The 13,810-nt window shown below is 60.0% G+C and carries 15 protein-coding genes and 1 pseudogene; 8 read left to right on the top strand and 8 right to left on the bottom strand.

Annotated elements, in window-relative coordinates; genetic code table 11:
- Window positions 1–68 precede the first annotated feature (68 nt).
- Entirely contained in the window at window positions 69–1,367 is a 1,299-nt protein-coding gene (locus tag ACIOMR_RS02815) for a mechanosensitive ion channel family protein (protein ID WP_003210716.1), read from the top strand.
- 50 nt (window positions 1,368–1,417) lie between these two features.
- Here ACIOMR_RS02815 and ACIOMR_RS02810 read toward each other — a convergent pair whose 3' ends face one another.
- Complete coding sequence (locus tag ACIOMR_RS02810; RefSeq protein ID WP_008437999.1) at window positions 1,418–2,062, bottom strand: hydrolase; 645 nt, start codon at window positions 2,060–2,062, stop codon at window positions 1,418–1,420.
- A gap of 153 nt (window positions 2,063–2,215) precedes the next feature.
- Here ACIOMR_RS02810 and ACIOMR_RS02805 point away from each other — a divergent pair, with 153 nt between their 5' ends.
- A complete protein-coding gene (locus ACIOMR_RS02805) occupies window positions 2,216–3,121 on the top strand; it encodes a LysR family transcriptional regulator (protein ID WP_032899700.1) in 906 nt (301 codons plus the stop codon).
- Here the strand turns inward: ACIOMR_RS02805 and ACIOMR_RS02800 are convergent.
- The 3 genes from ACIOMR_RS02800 to ACIOMR_RS02790 form a co-directional block, all read right to left on the bottom strand.
- Entirely contained in the window at window positions 3,066–3,947 is an 882-nt protein-coding gene (locus tag ACIOMR_RS02800) for a carboxylate/amino acid/amine transporter (RefSeq protein WP_102368336.1), read from the bottom strand. The genes ACIOMR_RS02805 and ACIOMR_RS02800 overlap by 56 nt on opposite strands.
- A gap of 203 nt (window positions 3,948–4,150) precedes the next feature.
- Entirely contained in the window at window positions 4,151–4,750 is a 600-nt protein-coding gene (locus ACIOMR_RS02795) for an FMN-dependent NADH-azoreductase (RefSeq protein ID WP_003210712.1), read from the bottom strand.
- A gap of 151 nt (window positions 4,751–4,901) precedes the next feature.
- Window positions 4,902–5,216 carry a 3-phosphoglycerate kinase gene (locus ACIOMR_RS02790; RefSeq protein WP_177035903.1) on the bottom strand — a complete coding sequence of 105 codons (315 nt, stop codon included), beginning with the start codon at window positions 5,214–5,216 and terminating at the stop codon, window positions 4,902–4,904.
- Between the two features lie 49 nt (window positions 5,217–5,265).
- Between ACIOMR_RS02790 and ACIOMR_RS02785 the strand changes: the two genes are divergently transcribed.
- From ACIOMR_RS02785 to aqpZ, 5 genes are all read left to right on the top strand, one after another.
- Window positions 5,266–6,189, top strand: coding sequence for a LysR family transcriptional regulator (locus ACIOMR_RS02785; RefSeq protein ID WP_003210710.1), 924 nt, complete (start codon window positions 5,266–5,268; stop codon window positions 6,187–6,189).
- A 13-nt stretch (window positions 6,190–6,202) separates the two neighbouring features.
- A complete protein-coding gene (locus ACIOMR_RS02780; protein WP_401192068.1) occupies window positions 6,203–7,006 on the top strand; it encodes an alpha/beta fold hydrolase in 804 nt (267 codons plus the stop codon).
- A 3-nt stretch (window positions 7,007–7,009) separates the two neighbouring features.
- Window positions 7,010–7,573: a peptidylprolyl isomerase A gene (locus ACIOMR_RS02775; protein ID WP_003210708.1), complete on the top strand. Its 564-nt coding sequence runs from the start codon at window positions 7,010–7,012 to the stop codon at window positions 7,571–7,573.
- An 83-nt stretch (window positions 7,574–7,656) separates the two neighbouring features.
- A complete protein-coding gene (locus tag ACIOMR_RS02770; RefSeq protein ID WP_003210707.1) occupies window positions 7,657–9,489 on the top strand; it encodes an ABC transporter ATP-binding protein in 1,833 nt (610 codons plus the stop codon).
- A gap of 179 nt (window positions 9,490–9,668) precedes the next feature.
- The gene (gene aqpZ / locus ACIOMR_RS02765; protein WP_087692558.1) at window positions 9,669–10,367 is read left to right on the top strand and encodes an aquaporin Z; all 699 of its coding nucleotides are present in this window, start codon (window positions 9,669–9,671) and stop codon (window positions 10,365–10,367) included.
- Between the two features lie 54 nt (window positions 10,368–10,421).
- Here aqpZ and ACIOMR_RS02760 read toward each other — a convergent pair whose 3' ends face one another.
- From ACIOMR_RS02760 to ACIOMR_RS02750, 3 genes and pseudogenes are all read right to left on the bottom strand, one after another.
- Complete coding sequence (locus tag ACIOMR_RS02760; RefSeq protein WP_003210705.1) at window positions 10,422–10,670, bottom strand: BrnA antitoxin family protein; 249 nt, start codon at window positions 10,668–10,670, stop codon at window positions 10,422–10,424.
- A pseudogene (locus ACIOMR_RS02755) lies at window positions 10,648–10,927 on the bottom strand (BrnT family toxin). The gene ACIOMR_RS02760 and the pseudogene ACIOMR_RS02755 overlap by 23 nt, the downstream one beginning before the upstream one ends.
- Window positions 10,928–11,006: 79 nt before the next feature.
- Window positions 11,007–12,131, bottom strand: coding sequence for a GNAT family N-acetyltransferase (locus tag ACIOMR_RS02750; protein ID WP_401192063.1), 1,125 nt, complete (start codon window positions 12,129–12,131; stop codon window positions 11,007–11,009).
- A gap of 39 nt (window positions 12,132–12,170) precedes the next feature.
- Between ACIOMR_RS02750 and ACIOMR_RS02745 the strand changes: the two genes are divergently transcribed.
- Window positions 12,171–12,326 carry a hypothetical protein gene (locus ACIOMR_RS02745; RefSeq protein WP_157222855.1) on the top strand — a complete coding sequence of 52 codons (156 nt, stop codon included), beginning with the start codon at window positions 12,171–12,173 and terminating at the stop codon, window positions 12,324–12,326.
- Window positions 12,327–12,359: 33 nt separating this feature from the next.
- On the opposite strand, the gene ACIOMR_RS02740 is transcribed toward ACIOMR_RS02745, so the two are convergent.
- Window positions 12,360–13,694 (bottom strand): OprO/OprP family phosphate-selective porin, encoded by a 1,335-nt coding sequence (locus ACIOMR_RS02740; RefSeq protein WP_003210703.1) that lies wholly within the window; start codon window positions 13,692–13,694, stop codon window positions 12,360–12,362.
- Window positions 13,695–13,810: the final 116 nt, after the last annotated feature.

Here is a 13,810-nt window from a genome sequence, read left to right as displayed (position 1 = left end):
CCACAACTTTGACGTACTTAAATGCTCTAATCGGCCCGTCACGTCTTACAGAAGAATCGCGTTTACCCATGGATATCAAACAGCTCTGGCTCAACGTCAAAGACCTTTGGGGCACCCTCGACGAACACCCGCTGCTGCATTCCAGCCTCGCGCTGATGGTGTTGCTGGTAGTGGCATTGCTGCTCGGACGAGTGGCCCGCTACCTCATCCTGCACGCCGTCAAGCTGCTGGGCCGGCAACCCGCGCTGCACTGGCTCAATGACCTGCGGCACAACAAAGTCTTCCATCGCCTGGCACAGATGACGCCGTCACTGGTGATCCAGTTCGGCCTGTACCTGGTGCCGGACCTGAGCAAGACCGCCACCCTGTTCATCGGCAATGTCGCCCTGGCGTTCACCATTCTGTTCATGGTGCTGGCGATCAGTGCACTGCTCAACGCCCTGCTGGACATCTATGCCCGCACCGAACACGCCCGCACCCGCTCGATCAAGGGCTATGTGCAGTTGGCGAAGATGGTGCTGTTCGTGTTTGGCGCAATCATCATCGTCGCCACGTTGATCGACCGCTCGCCACTGCTGCTGCTTTCCGGTCTGGGTGCAATGTCGGCGGTGATTCTGTTGGTCTACAAGGACACCCTGCTGTCGTTCGTCGCCAGTGTGCAACTGACCAGCAACGACATGCTGCGGGTCGGCGACTGGATCGAAATGCCCCAGGTCGGCGCCGACGGTGACGTGGTCGACATCACCCTGCACACCGTCAAAGTGCAGAACTTCGACAAGACCATCGTCTCGATTCCCACCTGGCGCCTGATGTCCGAGTCGTTCAAGAACTGGCGCGGCATGCAGGCCTCCGGTGGCCGGCGGATCAAGCGCAGCCTGTATATCGACGCCAGCGGCGTGCGTTTCATCCGCGACGACGAAGAACTGAAGCTCACCCAGGTACACCTGCTGACCGACTACATGAGCCGCAAGAAGGCCGAGCTCAAGGCCTGGAACGAAGCCCAGGGCAATGTCGCGGCGATGTCCGCCAACCGCCGACGCATGACCAATATCGGCACCTTCCGCGCGTATGCCCTGGCCTATCTGAAAAGCCATCCGGAGATCCAGCCGAACATGACCTGCATGGTGCGGCAGATGCAGACCACCGCCCAGGGCATTCCGCTGGAGATCTACTGCTTCACCCGCACCACCGCGTGGGCCGACTACGAGCGGATCCAGGGCGATATCTTCGACTACCTGCTGGCGGTGCTGCCGGAATTTGGTTTGAGCCTGTACCAGCAGCCGAGCGGCGGTGACTTGCGGGCCGGGATGTTGCCGGCGGTGCTGGGGGCCAGTCACCTGCCCCCGGCGGAAAAGGCAGTGATGTAACAACAAAAAACGGCACAACCCGAGTTGTGCCGTTTTTTTTGCGTTGGACCTTACTTGACCTGACGCTGCGGCGCGCCGTGAACCATGGTGTAGGCGTAATCCACGCCCATGCCGTAAGCGCCGCTGTGCTCCTGTACCAGGCCCATCACCGCGTCGTAGGTTTCCTTGTGAGCCCAGTCACGCTGGTATTCCAACAGCACTTGCTGCCAGGTGACCGGTACCGCGCCCGCCTGAATCATCCGTTGCACCGACATGTCATGCGCTTCTTTGCTGGTGCCGCCGGAGGCGTCGGTGACGATGTACACCTCGTAGCCTTCGGCCAGGGCTTCCAGGGCCGGGAAGTTCAGGCACACCTCGGTCCACAGGGCCGCCATGATCAGCTTCTTGCGCCCGGTGGCCTTCACCGCGGCCACCAGCGCCTTGTCTTCCCAGGAGTTCATCGAGGTGCGCTCGATCGGCTGCTGGTCCGGGAACACGTCCAGCAGTTCCGGCCAGATGTAGCCGCTGAAGCTCTTGGTCTCAACCGAGGTCAGGATGGTCGGCACGTTGAAGATCTTCGCCGCCTTGGCCAGCGCCACCGTGTTGTTCTTCAGGGTCTGGCGATCGATCGACTGCACGCCAAAGGCCATCTGCGGCTGGTGGTCGATCAGGATCAGGGTGGAGTTGGCTGGGTTGAGCAATTCGCGAATAGACATGGTGACTTCCTTTTAATGGTTTCGATTCGGTAAGGGGTGCGTTCAGCGCCGCTGTGAAGCTTGGCTGGCGGCTTGGAAGTAACTTTATGGGATGGATAAAATCGAGACAATTACCTAAAATAGAGAATCATTGATTCTAAAAAAGGGACAATCATGGACCGTATCGAATGCATGCGGGCGTTTGTCGTCACGGTCGGCGAGAACGGCTTCGCGGCCGCCGCGCGAGCCATGGACGTACCGCGCTCAAAAGTCAGCAAACAGATTCAGGCGCTGGAAGAAGCCATAGGCGTGCAACTGCTTCAGCGCACCACCCGCAGCCTGCATTTGACGGAGGCCGGGGCCGAGTATTTTGAAGCGGCGCGTGAAGTACTGGCCGCCCTGGACGAGGCCGAACAGCGAGCCAGAGACGGCATCGGGGAGTTACGGGGCGTGTTGCGGGTCAATGCGCCGATGTCGTTCGGACTGCATCGCCTGGGAAGATTGATTCCGCTGTTCCATGAACAGCATCCGCATATCGAGCTGCAACTGGTGCTCAGCGACCAACAGGTCGACCCGGTACGCGGTGGTTTCGACGTGACTATCCGCATCGCCAGCATGCCCGACTCAACGATGATCGCCCGCCAGTTGGCACCTGCGCCACGGATCATGGTGGCTGCGCCAGCCTACCTGGCACGCGCGGGCATACCGCAGACCCCGCAAGACCTGCGCCAGCACCAGTGCCTCAATTATGGGTATCTGCAAAGCGGCGTCAGCCTGCAATTGAGCAAGGGCCAGGAAACCCAGCGGGTCAACGTTACCGGCCCTCTGCACGCCAACAACGGCGACCTGCTGGCCCAGGCGGCAGAGGCCGGGATGGGCATCGCGCTGTTGCCGGACTTTATCGTCGAAGACGCCCTGAGCGCTGGGCGCCTGGTGCCGGTGCTCTGCGAATGGCAGGCGCCGGCAATCACCATCAATGCGGTTTATTCGTCAGCGCGACGCGTGCCGCAAAAGACCCGCGCATTCATTGATTTTTTGCTGACGCAATTGGCGCCGACGACCGCAGGCCCAGCCGGCTGATCCACACCGCCCCGAGAATCACCAAACCGCCCAGCAGCAACCTGCCCAACGGTTCATGCTGATTCCAGATCAGCAAGTTCAGCAACAACCCCACCGGCACATGCAGGTTGTTCATCACCGCCAACGTGCCACCGTTGACCATGCACGCGCCCTTGTTCCACCAGTACATACCCAGTGCCGTGCTGACCAGACCGAGGAACACCAAAACGCCCCACTGCAACGGCGCTTCCGGCAGGTAGTTGGCCTTGCCGAACATCAGGAACGCCGGCAACGCCACCGCCAACGCGCCGAGGTAGAAGTAGCCAAAGCGCCGGTAATGCGGCAGATCACTCGGATGACGGGCCACCAGATGCTTATAAAGCACCTGCCCGGCGGCGTAGGTGAAGTTGGCCAGTTGCAGCAGCAGGAAGCCCATGAAGAAGTTCGGGGTGATCTGGTCGAAGCGAATCACCGCTGCCCCCGCCACCGCCACCAGTGCGGCCACCAGCGCCCACGGGTTGAAGCGGCGGTTCAGGGCGTCTTCGATCAGGGTCACGTGCAACGGTGTCAGGATGGTGAACAGCAACACCTCCGGCACCGTCAGTACGCGAAAGCTCAGGTACAGGCACACGTAGGTCACGCCGAACTGCAGTGCGCCGATCAACAGCATGCCGCGCATGAACGCCGGCTCCACCGAGCGCCAGCGGGTCAGCGGGATAAACACCAGCCCGGCCAACAGTACACGCACCAGCACCGCGAAATAACTGTCGACGTGACCGGCCAGGTATTCGCCGATCAAGCTGAAGGAAAACGCCTGGATCAGCGTCACAACAAGTAGATAGCCCATGCTCGCCTCATTTTGAATGGGCGCGACATTAGCGGTTTTCCGCGCGTTACGAAACTCAAGGCAAAAAAAACCCGACCTCGCTAAAAGCGTCAGTCGGGCGGGAGCACTCAGGAGCAAAAAGTGCAAAGGGAGGTTCGATACGCGTACTTGAAGGGTTGCGTGGAGCTATCTAAACAGCGGGCGATTATCTGACGATTAACATCTCACGCCACTTGGGCCAACAACGCCTTGGCCTGGTTCAAACCCTTCTCCTGGAAATCACCGCCCAGGTTCACCCCTTCGGCATGAATGAACGTAACGTCATGGATGCCGATAAAGCCCATGACCTGACGCAGGTACGGTTCTTGGTGGTCGGTGCTGCCACCGGCGTGAATGCCGCCGCGGGCGGTCAGCACAAAGGCACGCTTGTCGGTCAACAGGCCTTGGGGCCCGGTGGCGGTGTATTTGAAGGTCACACCGGCACGCAGCACATGGTCGAGCCAGGCTTTGAGGGTGCTGGGAATCGCGAAGTTGTACATCGGCGCGGCCATCACCAACACATCGGCGGCCAGCAACTCATCGGTCAGTTCGTTGGAGCGGTCCAGGGAGGCCTGTTCAACCGTGCTGCGCTGCTCGGCAGGTTTCATCCAGCCGCCCAACAGATTGGCATCCAGGTGCGGAACCGGGTTGATGGCGAGGTCTCGTACGGTGATCTGATCAGCCGGATGGGCGACTTTCCATTGGCTGATGAATTGTTGGGTCAGCTGGCGGGAGATTGAGTCCTGCTGACGGGCGCTGCTTTCGATGATCAGAACACGGGCCATGATTATGTAAGCTCCATCGGTGAATGCTGTAAGGCGATGGAGTGAAGGTTAGACAGGGTCCGTTCGATTAAAAAGCGTAAAAAACTGCTATAACCCATCTAGAAATTTGTTTATAAGCGGAGTATTGCTGTACGCAAGCTCCGCTTTTGCCTTATTTCGGTGCGCAGGTCAGCTGGATACGCATCTTGATGATGGCACGGCTGAAATTGGCCGTGGTGTTGGTGGTTTTCCCTGCCGCGACCGTGACCTTGCGCGTACGCGGGGCTTCCGGACCATTGGTAAAGCGTACCTTGCACTCCGCGTCATTGGGGCCGTAGTTGGTGAGTTGGATCGAACTGATAGTGCTGTCGACGTCTGACGCGCTGTAATCGATCTTCACGCCCTGAATGTCTTTCGTCACATCGGTACTGAATGCAAACGCACTCAACGGCAGCAACGCCAGCAGCACACAACAGAATTTTCTCATTCGGCAGTCTCCAATAAGGACCGCCAGCTTAGGACAAGAGGAGCTCATCTTGAAAGCGCCCCGCGTTACCCTTGATCAATGGCGCACCTTGCAAGCCGTGGTCGACCATGGCGGCTTCGCCCAGGCGGCCGAAGCGCTGCACCGCTCGCAATCCTCGGTGAGCTACACCGTGGCCCGCATGCAGGATCAGCTCGGCGTGCCGCTGCTGCGCATTGACGGGCGCAAGGCCGTGCTCACCGAAGCCGGTGAAGTGCTGCTGCGCCGCTCCCGGCAACTGGTGAAAAACGCCAGCCAACTGGAAGACCTGGCCCACCATATGGAACAAGGCTGGGAAGCCGAGGTGCGGTTGGTGGTCGATGCCGCTTACCCCAACGCCCGCCTGGTGCGCGCCCTCACTGCCTTTATGCCGCAAAGCCGTGGCTGCCGGGTGCGTTTGCGCGAAGAGGTGTTGTCCGGCGTCGAAGAGCTGTTGATGGACGGCATGGCCGACCTCGCCATCAGCGGGTTCATCATTCCCGGTTACCTCGGTACGGAAATGAGCGACGTCGAATTTGTCGCCGTGGCCCACCCCGAACATCCGCTGCATCAATTGCACCGCGAACTGAGCTTCCAGGATCTGGAAAGCCACATGCAGGTGGTGATCCGCGACTCCGGCCGCCAGCAGCCACGGGACGTCGGCTGGCTCGGCGCCGAGCAGCGCTGGACCGTCGGCAGCCTGCCCACCGCCGCCACCTTCGTCAGCAGCGGCCTGGGCTTCGCCTGGCTGCCGCGACACCTGATCGAACGCGAACTCAAGGAAGGCCTGCTCAAGCTACTGCCCCTGGAACGGGGTGGCAGCCGCAACCCGACCTTCTATCTTTACTCGAACAAGGACAAACCCCTGGGCCCGGCCACGCAGATTCTCGTCGAGTTGCTGCGCACCTTCGACACTGCACCACTGGACGCGCCATTCGCCGCACCGCAGCAAGCCTGAACAAGGAGTTCACGTGGCCTATTTCGAACATGAAGGTTGCACCCTGCATTACGAGGAATATGGCCACGGCGCGCCGCTGATCCTGATCCACGGCCTGGGCTCCAGTTGCCTGGACTGGGAACTGCAAGTGCCCGTGCTGTCCCATCACTATCGCCTGGTGGTGGTGGATGTGCGCGGTCACGGCCGCTCCGACAAACCCCGTGAGCGCTACAGCATCGCCGGCTTCACCGCCGACCTGGTGGCCTTGATCGAACACCTGCATTTGCCGCCGGCCCACGTGGTCGGCCTGTCCATGGGCGGCATGATCGCCTTTCAACTGGCAGTGGATGAGCCGCAAATGCTCAAGAGCCTGTGCATCGTCAACAGTGCGCCCCAGGTCAAGGTTCGCAGCGCCAGCGACTATTGGCAGTGGGCCAAGCGCTGGAGCCTGGCGCGCATCCTCAGCCTGAACACTATCGGCAAGGCCCTGGGCAGCCTGCTGTTTCCCAAGCCCGAACAGGCCGAACTGCGGCGCAAGATGGCCGAACGCTGGGCAAAAAACGACAAACGTGCTTACCTCGCCAGCTTCGATGCGATTGTTGGCTGGGGCGTACAGGAACAACTTTCGAAAATATCCTGTCCAACCCTGGTCATCAGCGCCGACCACGACTACACCCCCGTGGCGCAGAAAGAAATCTATGTAAAACTGCTGCCCGATGCGCGGCTGGTGGTGATCGAGGATTCCCGCCATGCCACGCCGCTGGACCAACCCGAACGCTTCAACAACACCCTGCTCGATTTTCTCAAGACAGTCGAAACCACAACCCAGGATCACTGACCCATGCTGAAAAAAATCGCCTTCTTTGCCGGTTCCGTACTGTTCGCTGCCAACCTGATGGCGGCCGAACCCGCCAAGGCACCCCACGTCTTGATCACCACCACCAATGGCGACATCGAGATCGAACTGGACCCGGTCAAGGCCCCGATCAGTACCAAGAACTTCCTGGCCTATGTCGACAAGGGCTTCTACACCAACACCATTTTTCACCGGGTAATCCCGGGCTTCATGGTGCAGGGCGGTGGTTTTACCCAGCAAATGTCGCAAAAGCCGACCGAAGCACCGATCAAGAACGAAGCCAGCAACGGCCTGCATAACGTGCGCGGCACCCTGTCGATGGCGCGTACCAACGACCCGAACTCCGCCACCAGCCAATTCTTCATCAACGTTGCGGACAATGCCTTCCTCGACCCGGGCCGTGATGCCGGTTACGCGGTGTTCGCCAAAGTGGTCAAGGGCATGGACGTGGTCGACATCATCGTCAACTCGCAGACCACCACCAAACAGGGCATGCAGAACGTGCCAATCGATCCTGTCCTGATCAAGTCGGCCAAGCGCATCGACTGAAGGCTACAGGGAGTTTCGCGCGGGGCCCGCAAGGCGTCGCGCGCATTTGAACAGGAGAGCCCGCCGCGCGGGCGTCAGACCTAATGCTCTATCGTCGTTTTGAACAACTGATCGACATCTTCCGCGAACCTCCCAGCGCGGCCCCTCCAGACAAAGTCCTACCCTTCTACGTCTATTACCTGCGCCAGGTATGGCCAAGCTTTGCCGCCTTGCTGGTGGTGGGCCTGATCGGCGCGCTGATCGAAGTGGCGCTGTTCAGCTACCTGAGCCGCATCATCGACCTGGCCCAGGGCACGCCGCCCGCCAACTTCTTCCAGATCCACGCCACCGAGCTGATCTGGATGGCCGTGGTCGCCCTGCTGTTGCGCCCGATCTTCGGCGCCCTGCATGACCTGCTGGTGCACCAGACCATCAGCCCCGGCATGACCAGCCTGATCCGCTGGCAAAACCACAGCTATGTGCTCAAACAGAGCCTGAACTTCTTCCAGAACGATTTCGCCGGGCGCATTGCCCAGCGCATCATGCAAACCGGCAACTCCCTGCGCGACTCCGCAGTGGCCGCCGTGGACGCGATCTGGCACGTGGCGATCTACGCCATCAGCGCCCTGGTGCTGTTCGCCGAAGCCGACTGGCGCCTGATGATTCCGCTGATCACCTGGATCGTCGCCTACAGCCTGGCCCTGCGGTACTTCGTGCCACGGGTCAAGGAGCGCTCGGTCATCTCCTCCGAGGCACGCTCAAAACTGATGGGGCGGATCGTCGACGGCTACACCAACATCACCACCTTGAAGCTGTTCGCTCATACCAATTTCGAGCAGAACTACGCCAGGGAAGCGATCGTCGAGCAGACCGAGAAAACCCAGCTGGCCAGCCGCGTCGTGACCAGCATGGACATCGTGATTACCACCATGAACGGCCTGCTGATTGTCACCACCACCGGCCTTGCCCTGTGGCTGTGGACCCAATCCCTGATTTCGGTGGGCGCCATCGCCCTGGCCACCGGCCTGGTGATTCGTATCGTCAACATGTCCGGCTGGATCATGTGGGTGGTCAACGGCATTTTCGAAAACATCGGCATGGTCCAGGACGGCCTGAAAACCATCGCCCAGCCGCTGGCAGTGACCGACCGGGAAAATGCCCCGCGCCTGGAAGTGCCCCATGGCGAGGTGCGGTTCGATCAGGTGGATTTCCACTACGGCAAGAAGAGCGGGATCATCAGCGGCTTGAACCTGGCGATTAAACCGGGTGAAAAGATCGGCCTGATCGGTCCGTCCGGCGCGGGCAAATCCACCCTGGTCAACCTGCTGTTGCGCCTGTACGACCTGCAAGGCGGCCGTATCCTGATCGACGGCCAGAACATCGCCGACGTCGCCCAGGAAACCTTGCGCGAACAGATCGGCATGATCACCCAGGACACCTCGCTGCTGCACCGCTCGATCCGCGACAACTTGCTGTATGGCAAGCCGGACGCCACCGACGAAGAGCTTTGGGCCGCCGTGCACAAGGCCCGCGCCGACGAGTTCATCCCATTGCTGTCGGACGCCGAGGGCCGCACCGGCCTTGACGCCCACGTCGGTGAACGCGGGGTGAAACTCTCCGGCGGGCAACGCCAGCGCATCGCCATCGCCCGGGTACTGCTCAAGGACGCGCCGATCCTGATCATGGACGAAGCCACCTCCGCGCTGGATTCGGAAGTCGAAGCGGCGATCCAGGAAAGCCTGGAAACCCTGATGCAGGGCAAGACAGTGATCGCCATCGCCCACCGGCTTTCCACCATTGCCAGAATGGACAGGCTGGTGGTGCTGGAAAAAGGCCAGATCGCCGAGACCGGCAGCCATGCCGAATTGCTCGCACACGGCGGTTTGTATGCGCGATTGTGGCAACACCAGACCGGTGGCTTCGTCGGAATAGACTGATTCCGTTGGTTAACTGCGACCTCAATTCCGAACAATTCTGACAGTTTTCTCTATCCCGCTGGTCTTGCGACACAATCCTGCTGTACTCCAATCAGGCCCCAGGAGGGCCCTGATTTAAGGCAGCAGGGATGCATCACAGACCCGTTAATCAGATAGAGCAATCTATTAAGGATGTGTTCATGTCACTGTTCAAACGTTCCGTTACGGAAGGACTGGGTACGTTTTGGCTGGTGTTGGGTGGCTGCGGCAGTGCGGTACTGGCCGCATCGTCCCCGGTCGGGATCGGTGTGCTCGGTGTGGCCCTGGCGTTCGGGCTCACGGTGCTGACCATGGCATTTGCCATCGGGCACATCAGCGGTTGTCACCTGAACCCTGCAGTGTCGGTGGGGCTGGTAGTGGGCGGAAGATTTCCGGCCAGGGAGTTACCGGCGTACATCGTGTCCCAGGTAATCGGCGGCGTCGTTGCCGCTGCATTGTTGTACTTCATAGCCAGCGGCAAGCCGGGGTTCGAACTGGCTTCGGGCCTGGCCAGCAACGGCTACGGCGAGCACTCACCTGGTGGTTATTCGATGGCAGCGGGGTTTGTGTGCGAGTTGGTGATGACGGCCATGTTCGTGCTGATCATCCTCGGCGCCACCGACCGTCGTGTGCCGACGGGCTTCGCGCCCATTGCCATTGGCCTGGCGCTGACGCTGATCCACCTGATCTCGATCCCGGTCACCAACACCTCGGTCAACCCGGCCCGCAGTACCGGCCCGGCGCTGATTGTCGGCGGTTGGGCGCTCCAGCAGTTGTGGATGTTCTGGCTGGCGCCGATCCTCGGTGCAGTGGTCGGCGGCATTACCTATCGATGGCTCGGCACGGAAAAAACCGCCTGAGCCAGACAGGTTCAGCCCTGCCGATAAGGCAGGGCTGCCCTCGCCAGTGCTCTATCAGCCTTGATGTGCCTGCATATACTGGCGCAGCAACTGATTGATGCGCGTCTGATAGCCAGTCCCTTGCCCCTTGAACCACTCAAGAACGTCAGCATCCAGACGGATAGTAACTGCCTGCTTGACCGGCACACGCAATTCGGCACGACGGAAGAAGTCTTCTCCCAATTCGGGGATGTCGCTGGTATCGATCTCCCGATCGTCCATCTTAGCCAGGCGCTCCCAGTCAGTTTTCGATGCTTTCGACATAGTATTTGGCCTCCTGTTTGGTTGCTTTTCGGGCGGAAATAATGCGAATTACGTCACCCCGCCTCTCGGTGTATACAACTACACCTACCAGTAATTTTATCCAGCCAATGCTGACCCAGCGTTCTTCGTCATAATCCGTTCGAGGATCACGTTGTGACAATATTGGATGTTGAAAAATATCCGATACGTCGTTGAAGTCTATGCCGTGCTTGCGGATGTTTATTTGGTTTTTTGGATTCATCCCACTCAAAACGCATGGTGCATACTGTATTTACTTTTGTACATACACTATAGCGAAGTGCTCCCGCCCTCGGCACCTGTCAACCGATCAGTGGTTCAGCCCTGCCGATAAGGCAGGGCTGCCCTCGCCTCCTCGGCATATGCCAGGATCCCCACGCTTTCGCGCTCCAGGAAATCCGCCACGGCGGTCTTCAATCCCGGGTGTCGCAGGTAATGCCAGGAGTGCGTGATCACCGGCTCAAACCCGCGAATCAACTTGTGCTCGCCCTGGGCGCCGGCGTCGAAACGCTGCAGGCCATGGGCAATCGCGTAATCCATGCCTTGGTAGAAGCAAGTCTCGAAATGCAGCCGGTCGAACTCGGCCAGGCAGCCCCAGTAACGCCCATAAAAACTGTTGCCGCCGATCAGGCTGAAGGCCATGGCCACCGGCCGTGAGCCTTGCTTGGCCAGCACCACGCGAATCGCCTCGGGCAGGCGCTCGGCCAGCAGACTGAAAAACGCCCGGGTCAGGTACGGCGATTGTCGGCGTATGGCGTAGGTATTGGCGTAACAGGCGTAGACAAAATCCCACTGCGCCTCGCTCAACTCATGACCTTGCAGCCACTCGAAATCGATGCCCTGCCCCGCCACTTGCTCGCGCTCCTTGCGCATCTGTTTGCGCTTGCGCGAACTCAGCGCGTCGAGAAAGTCCTGGAAGTCTCGGTAGCCGCGGTTTTGCCAATGAAACTGGCAGCCCAGGCGTTGCAGCCAACCCGGCTGCCGGGCCAGTGCGGTGTCTGCCAGGGCGTCGGTAAAGTTGATATGGGCGCTGGAAAGGCCTTCGATTTCCAGGTAACCGGGCAGGCTTTTAAGCAATTCGAAACCGTCCTCGGCGCTGGCGGCCAACAGGCGCGGGCCGCTGACCGGGCTGAAGGGCACGGCCGTCAGCAATTTCGGGTAGTAGTCGATGCCCGCCCGCTCGCAGGCATCGGCCCAACCGTGGTCGAACACGTACTCGCCATAGGAATGCCATTTGCGATAGCTGGGCAACGCGGCAATCAGCCGTCCACCTTCATAGTGCAGCAAATGCTCGGGCTGCCAGCCGGAGTGCGCGCCGATGCTGGCGCTGTCTTCCAGGGCACTGAGGAACGCATGGCGCAGAAACGGCTGATCGACGGGGACCAACGCGTTCCATTCATCGGGCGCAATCTCGGACAGGTTATTCAAACGTTGTAACGGCATCCCATTCCCCGACGGTCACGGCTTTGTGTAGGAGCGAGCGTGCTCGCGATGATCGTTAACGACAACGCGACCATTCTGACAGAACGCGGTGATCTCGGGTTCTTCGCGAGCAAGCTCGCGCCTACAGGACACGGCGCAAAAAAAAGCCCCGCCAAACGGCGGGGCAAACCAAATGAGGAGCGCTTTGACGGATGAAGAAAGAGCGCTTTGGAGCGGTATTACAGGTGCCTAGAACACGTATTGCACGCGGGCCACGATGGCGTCGCCGCTGTCGTCGCCATTGGCGTTCTGGATCTTGTCAGTGCTGACCTTGAGGTAGTTGGCAGACACCTTCACCGCTTCGTTGGCGTACCAGTTGACACCGATGGTGTTCAGGCTTGCCTTGGCGTCACCCACTTCACGGGTCGCGCTGTTACGCACCACGTTTTTGTCGTCAACGCTGATGTTGTCGTAGCGGTAGAACACTTCCCACGCACCGAACTGCTTGTTCTGCGGCTTGATGGTGTCGAACTTGGCGCCGTCGAGTTTGTAGACCCGGGACTCGCCGGTCAGCGTGTATGCCACCTGGCCGTAGAAACCCGTGGCCTTCACATCCTGATAAGCGCTGCTGTCGGCCTTCATCTTGCGGTTCAGGTATTCGGCCTGCAGGGACAGCGGACCGCGGGCGAAGGCAAATTCGCCGCCGAACACCGTGTCGGTGTCGTAGGCGTCGTTCGCGGTCAGGTTGCCGGAGTCCAGCCCTACACCGCCGCCGAAGGTCGCACGGTTGCCGTTGGCCCCGGCATCGTTACCGCCGTTGGTGGCAACGCCACGAGCGTCCAGGCGAGGACGGATCCGCGAGTCGAACGAGGTGTCCTTCAGGTCACGCACCGCCACGTCCACACCCAGGTGCAAAACGTTGCCGCTGTCGTGCATCGGCGCAAACACGGCACGGCCGTTGAACTGCTTCACGCCTTTGCCGTCCTTGTCGTTGATGTCCTTGGACGACACGCTGGAGGACAGGTAGGCCATGTCAGCCACCACGGCGCTGACCTGCAGGCCCATGCCGTTCTCGTGGGAGTTGATCCAGTCGGCGACTTCATAACCGAGGTTACGCTCGATGGCGGTCACCCACTTGGAACTGGTGGCTTTTTCCAGGCCGAAGTCCTGGTCGAAACGACCCGCGCGGATCACCACTGGCTTGAAGCCTACGTACGAGAAGGACGCTTCGTCGAAGTAGCCATCATCGGCATTGCCGGAGTTGTGGGAAAAGTCGTAGTTGATCTGGTATTTCCAGTCCTTGTACACCGTGCCGCCCAATTCGAGGTAGGCGCGTCGGAAATACGTGGCGTCCGCCGAGTTGCCATTCTTGGTGTAAAAGCCATCAAACGTGCCGTAATCGGCCTGCAAACGACCACCCAGCTTGAAGCTGAAATTCTGGTCGGTGGTTGCAACCTCAAGGCCGCCCTTGGTTTTGACAACGATATCGGCACCGTCAGTAGTGACAGTACCGGCGAAAGCCTGGGCGGTAACAGCCAGGGCCAAGGCGCTGGCCGCGAAACCGGCGAAGTGCTTGCGGATCATCGAAGAATTCCCCTAATTGATGGTCTTGTGCATTGGTAAAACACGCGGTTTAGAGCCGCTGGTGTTGGGGGGCGATCTTGGCGAGGGGATATTTCAGCTGGGTTGCCGGAACATAA

The organism is Pseudomonas sp. NPDC087814 (assembly GCF_044742865.1).
Classification (GTDB): domain Bacteria; phylum Pseudomonadota; class Gammaproteobacteria; order Pseudomonadales; family Pseudomonadaceae; genus Aquipseudomonas.
This window is presented reverse-complemented; position numbering and strand designations above follow the sequence as displayed.